This is a genomic window from Streptomyces sp. NPDC054847 (genome assembly GCF_053610925.1).
On the sequence record NZ_JBSGZJ010000484.1, the window covers coordinates 1 to 5,349 of the forward strand.

Below are 5,349 nucleotides of genomic sequence, written 5' to 3' on the forward strand. Positions count from 1 at the left end.
GGTCACGGGCCCTTTTTCGTACGTTTGTGCCGTTACAGACCGACTTCCTTCATCAGCATGCCGACCTCGGTGTTGGTCAGCCGGCGCAGCCAGCCGGACTTCTGGTCGCCCAGTGAGATCGGCCCGAACGCGGTCCGCACGAGCTTGTCGACCGGGAAGCCCGCCTCGGAGAGCATGCGCCGCACGATGTGCTTGCGGCCCTCGTGGAGGGTGACCTCGACGAGGTAGTTCTTGCCGGTGTTCTCCACGACCCGGAAGTGGTCGGCGCGGGCGTAGCCGTCCTCGAGCTGGATGCCCTCCTTGAGGCGCTTGCCCAGCTCCCTCGGCAGCGGCCCCTGGATGGCGGCGAGGTAGGTCTTCTTCACGCCGTACTTGGGGTGGGTCAGCCGGTGGGCCAGCTCACCGTGGTTGGTGAGCAGGATGATGCCCTCGGTCTCCGTGTCGAGCCGGCCGACGTGGAAGAGCCGGGTCTCACGGTTGGTGACGTAGTCGCCGAGGCACTGCCGCCCGTCGGGGTCCTCCATCGTGGACACGACACCGGCGGGCTTGTTCAGCGCGAAGAAGAGGTGCGACTGGGTCGCGACGGTCAGGCCGTCGACCTTGATCTCGTCCTGCTCCGGGTCGACGCGGACACCCTGCTCGATCACGATCTTGCCGTTGACCTCGACACGGCCGGCGTCGATCAGCTCCTCGCACGCCCGGCGCGAGCCCATGCCGGCCCGAGCGAGCACCTTCTGCAGACGCTCCCCCTCCTGGTCACCGAAGGTCTTGGGGGTCTTGATCTCCGGCTTGTTCGCGTAACGCTCGCGGTTGCGCTCCTCGGAGCGGGCGTCGTACTCACGCGAACGCGCGGGTGCCGTACGGCCGCCACCGCGCTGCGGCGACTGCCTCGGGCCCCCCTTCGCGCCGCCGCGGGCCGCGCCGCCGCGCCCCTTCCTGGGCGCCTCGGGGGTGCCGCCCACGTCGTAGCGACGCTCCTCGGGACGGGGCTTCCCGGCGCGCTTCTGCTTGTCGTCGCGGTCGTTGCCGGCACCGCGGTAGTTACCGCGCCCGCCGCCGCTGCTGCCGCGGCCGCCGCTGTTGCCACCACGGCTCCCGCCGTTGTTTCCGCTGCTGTTCCTGCCGCTGCTGCTTCGCATCAAATTTCCGTCTTGTCGTCTGCGTCCTCACGATCCGGTGCATCCGGATCGAACGACGGAACGCCTTCCTGCGTCTCGGCCTCGATCGCGTCCGCCTCCGGTAGGAAGGGCGCGAGCTCCGGAAGCTCGTCCAGGCCGCGCAGGCCCATCCGCTCCAGAAAGTAGTTCGTCGTCCTGTACAGGATCGCACCTGTTTCAGGTTCCGTGCCCGCCTCCTCGACCAGACCCCGCTGAAGGAGGGTGCGCATGACGCCGTCGCAGTTCACTCCGCGGACCGCGGAGACCCTGGAACGGCTCACAGGCTGCCGGTACGCGACGACCGCGAGGGTCTCCAAAGCGGCCTGGGTCAGCCGGGCGTGCTGCCCGTCGAGCACGAAACGCTCGACCGCCGCGGCGTGCTCCGGGCGGCTGTAGAAGCGCCAGCCGCCGGCGACGAGCCGCAGCTCGAAGCCGCGGCCCTGGATCGTGTACTCGTCCGCGAGCTCCCGCAGCGCGTCCGCCACGGCCCTCCTGGGCTGCTCCAGCACCTTGGCCAGGTGCTCCTCCGTCGCCGGCTCGTCGACGACCATGAGGACGGCCTCGAGCGCGGGCTTGAGCTCGCTCACTGCTTCTCCTCCACGACTTGATCGAACTCGTCCGTGACGGCCACCGCCTCCGCCCCGCCCCCGGCCCACACCACCATCAGCTCGCCCAGCGCCTCCTCCTGGTCGAGGGCGACCGCCTTCTCGCGGTAGAGCTCCAGCAGGGCGAGGAACCGGGCGACGACGGTGAGGGTGTCGGGAGCGTCCTCCGAGAGCTCACGGAACGACGCCCTGCCCCGCTCCCTGAGCAGGGCGACCACGACCTCGGCCTGCTCCCTGACGCTGACCAGCGGCGCGTGGATGTGGTCCACGTACACCTGCGGCTTCGCCTTCGGCTGCATGGCCTTCACCGCGAGCTTGGCGAAGCCCTCCGCGCCGATGCTGATGACGACCTCGGGCAGCAGCTCCGCGAGGTGGGCCTCGAGCCCGACGGTACGGGGGTACCGCCGTACCTCCTCGTCGAGGCGCCGGTCGAAGATGTCGGCGATCTGCTTGTACGCGCGGTACTGGAGCAGCCGGGCGAAGAGCAGGTCACGGGCCTCCAGCAGCGCGAGGTCCGCCTCGTCCTCGACCTCGGCTGCGGGCAGCAGCCGGGCGGCCTTGAGGTCGAGCAGCGTCGCGGCGACGACGAGGAACTCGGTGGTCTGGTCGAGGTCCCAGTCGGGCCCCATGGCCCGGATGTACGCCATGAACTCGTCGGTGACCTTGGAGAGTGCGACCTCGGTCACGTCGAGCTTGTGCTTGGAGATGAGCTGCAGCAGCAGGTCGAACGGCCCCTCGAAGTTGACGAGCCGCACGGTGAACCGCCCGTCCCCACCCCCGACGGCATCGCTCGCCCCGTGCTGCTCCTCGGCACCGGCTCCAGCGCGTCCCGCACCCCGGGTGGCCGACGGCGCACCGCGGGCCGCCTCCGGTCCGCCGGACCGATCGCCGCCGGCGTCGCCGCCGTGGGGCGCACGGGCCTCCGGCTCCGGAGGCTCGCCCTCGGCAGCAGGAAGGGACGGGCTCGGGAAATCGACGGCCTCGGGCTCCCGGGGGTCGGCCCCGGTCTCGGGAAGGAGTGGGGGCGGGGAATCGACTCCCCCGGCCGGCGCGCCAAGGGCCGCCTCCGGCCGCTCCACGCATGCGGGGCCGTCGTCGTCGCCGTCGGGGCCGGCCGGGCTCTTGCCGGCCTCCTCGTCGTCGCGCAGCGCACGACGCCCGGGCTCCGGGGGTTCGCCCCCGGTCCCGGAAAACGGGGGGCTCGGGGAATCGACCGCCTCCGCCGACGCGACCGGGGCCCCCTCGGGCCGATCGCCGCCGTCGTGCTGCGCACGGGCCTCCCGCTCCGGAGACTCGCCCTCGGCGTCGGGAAGGGACGGGGCCACGGAATCAGCCGTCCGCTCCGGCGTCGTGTCGTCGTCGAGCGGCGCACGACGCCCGGGGGCCGGGGGCTCGCGCGCGGTTTCGGGAAGGGGCGGGGTGGGGGGAACCGCTCCCTGGCGCGACGCGCCCGGCCCCCGCCCCAAGGCACGGCGGCGGGACGGGCCGGGCGGGTCGTCGTTCGGGGGCATGGCGGTCCAGGGAGCGGGAGGAACAGTCGCGCCCGCAGGCTACCCGCTCAGCGACCCCTCAGGCGTCTCACGAGGATGCTCGCGTCGCCCCGCTGCTCGAGGTCCGCGAGGACCACCGCCACCGCCTCGCGGACGATCCGGCCGCGGTCCACGGCCAGGCCGTGCTCGCCGCGCAGCACCAGCCGCGCGTGCTCGAGGTCCATGAGTTCCTCGGCGGAGACGTAGACCGTGATCTTCTCGTCGTGGCGTTCGCGCCCGCTGGGCCGGCGGTTCGCGCCGCGTCCCCGCCTGCGCGGCGCGGCGCCGGCGGCGGGGCCCGCGGCCCCGCCCTCCTGGGGGCGGCGCGCCTTGGGCGTCATCGCCCGTCCGGCGGCGGCCGCGGCGTCCGTGGCCCGGCTGCGGCCCTCCTCGACGGGGTCCGCGTCGGCCGCGGAGTGCTCCTCGGACGACGAGGCGGACGCGGACGAGGAGGCCGGCTCGGCCCCCGCCTCGTCCGGTTCGCCCTGCGCCGGCACCCGCGGTTCACCGTTGGCGTTCGACGTGTTCTGAGCGTTGTTCGGGGTGTTCGGGTTCCCCTGCTTGCGCGGGGACGACGACTGCAGCGCCATGCCCCCGGTCGTACGGAACAGCTCGTCGGCCCCGGGCAGACTCACTCGGCGTGACACCGGGCGAGCACCTCCCTGGCGAGCTGGCGGTATGCGGCGGCGCCGACGGAGTTCGACGCGTAGGTCGTGATCGGCTCACCGGCGACCGTGGTCTCCGGGAAGCGGACGGTCCGCCCGATGACCGTGTGGTAGACGTGGTCGTCGAACGCCTCGACGACCCGCGCCAGCACCTCGCGGCTGTGCACGGTCCGCGAGTCGTACATCGTGGCGAGGATGCCGTCGAGTTCCAGGTCGGGGTTGAGCCGCTCCTGGACCTTCTCGATCGTCTCGGTCAGCAGCGCGACACCACGGAGCGCGAAGAACTCGCACTCGAGCGGCACTATCACCTTGTGCGCCGCGGTCAGCGCGTTGACGGTGAGCAGGCCGAGCGACGGCTGACAGTCGATCACGATGTAGTCGTAGTCGGACATCAGCGGCTTCAGCGCGCGCTGGAGCGTCGACTCGCGCGCGACCTCGCTCACCAACTGCACTTCCGCGGCCGAGAGGTCGATGTTGCTCGGCAGCAGGTCCATGTTGGGCACGGCGGTCTTCAGGAGGACCTCGTCGGCCGACATGCCCCGCTCCATGAGCAGGTTGTAGACGGTGAGGTCGAGCTCCATCGGGTTGACGCCGAGGCCCACCGACAGCGCGCCCTGCGGGTCGAAGTCGACGAGCAGCACCCGCCGTCCGTATTCGGCGAGCGCGGCGCCCAGGTTGATGGTCGACGTCGTCTTGCCGACGCCGCCCTTCTGGTTGCACATCGCGATGATCTTGGCGGGGCCGTGGTCGGTCAGCGGGCCCGGGATCGGGAAGTACGGCAGCGGACGCCCGGTGGGGCCGATCCGCTCGCGGCGCTGACGGGCAGCGTCGGGCGCGAGGGTGGCCGCGTACTCGGGATCGGGCTCGTACTCGGCATCGGGGTCGTAGAAGTGCCCCTCGGGGACTTCCTCGTAGGCGGCGAAGTGGGTGGACTCTCGGCCACTCTCGTTGCCGGCCATGGCGTTCACGTGTTGGCCGTCCATCATCTTCATCGTGTGGGCTGTCGTCATGTGCGTCGTGTGCTGGTGCGTCGCGAAGGTGCGGACAGCGACGGAGCCGACATCCTCGAGACCGGACGACGGGCCCTGGCCCGCCGGAACCGTTCCTGGCCGACCACCCCCGGGAGTAAATGTCGACTCATTCACAAGTCGTCTTACCTCCTTGGACCGTGACCAGGAAACTTATCGATAGGTCAGCGTGGCACCATGCCGACGGTTTGCGACTCTATGGCGTGTCACCGGTCCGCAGCAACACAATCCGCCGGACCCGGCCCGATGTGTCGGCAATCGAACACCCCTCTGTCAAGGGCGCACAGGCCGTTCCGCGTGCCCCCGCCCGCACGTTTCGGGGGTTCGCGAAACGGTTAAAGGGTTACGTTCGAGGCGAGTTGAAC

The 5,349-nt window shown here is 71.3% G+C and carries 5 protein-coding genes; all 5 read right to left on the reverse strand.

Annotated elements, in window-relative coordinates:
* Nucleotides 1-32: 32 nt before the first annotated feature.
* A complete protein-coding gene (locus tag ACWGH4_RS30625; protein WP_441266576.1) occupies nt 33-1,139 on the reverse strand; it encodes a pseudouridine synthase in 1,107 nt (368 codons plus the stop codon).
* Complete coding sequence (scpB, locus tag ACWGH4_RS30630) at nt 1,139-1,708, reverse strand: SMC-Scp complex subunit ScpB (RefSeq protein ID WP_234020551.1); 570 nt, start codon at nt 1,706-1,708, stop codon at nt 1,139-1,141. The genes ACWGH4_RS30625 and scpB overlap by 1 nt, the downstream gene beginning before the upstream one ends.
* A 32-nt stretch (nt 1,709-1,740) precedes the next feature.
* On the reverse strand, nt 1,741-2,841 hold the full coding sequence (locus ACWGH4_RS30635) for a segregation/condensation protein A (protein ID WP_453466637.1): 1,101 nt from the start codon (nt 2,839-2,841) through the stop codon (nt 1,741-1,743).
* Nucleotides 2,842-3,320: 479 nt separating this feature from the next.
* Nucleotides 3,321-3,926 carry a hypothetical protein gene (locus ACWGH4_RS30640; RefSeq protein WP_453466639.1) on the reverse strand — a complete coding sequence of 202 codons (606 nt, stop codon included), beginning with the start codon at nt 3,924-3,926 and terminating at the stop codon, nt 3,321-3,323.
* On the reverse strand, nt 3,923-5,101 hold the full coding sequence (locus ACWGH4_RS30645; RefSeq protein ID WP_159693344.1) for a ParA family protein: 1,179 nt from the start codon (nt 5,099-5,101) through the stop codon (nt 3,923-3,925). Before ACWGH4_RS30645 ends, ACWGH4_RS30640 begins: the two co-directional genes overlap by 4 nt.
* Nucleotides 5,102-5,349: the final 248 nt, after the last annotated feature.

Bases quoted from the DNA above. Each gene is read 5' to 3' on its own strand.
- ACWGH4_RS30625 (WP_441266576.1), bottom strand. From the start codon at position 1,139: ATGCGAAGCAGCAGCGGCAGGAACAGCAGCGGAAACAACGGCGGGAGC.
- scpB (WP_234020551.1), bottom strand. From the start codon at position 1,708: ATGGTCGTCGACGAGCCGGCGACGGAGGAGCACCTGGCCAAGGTGCTG.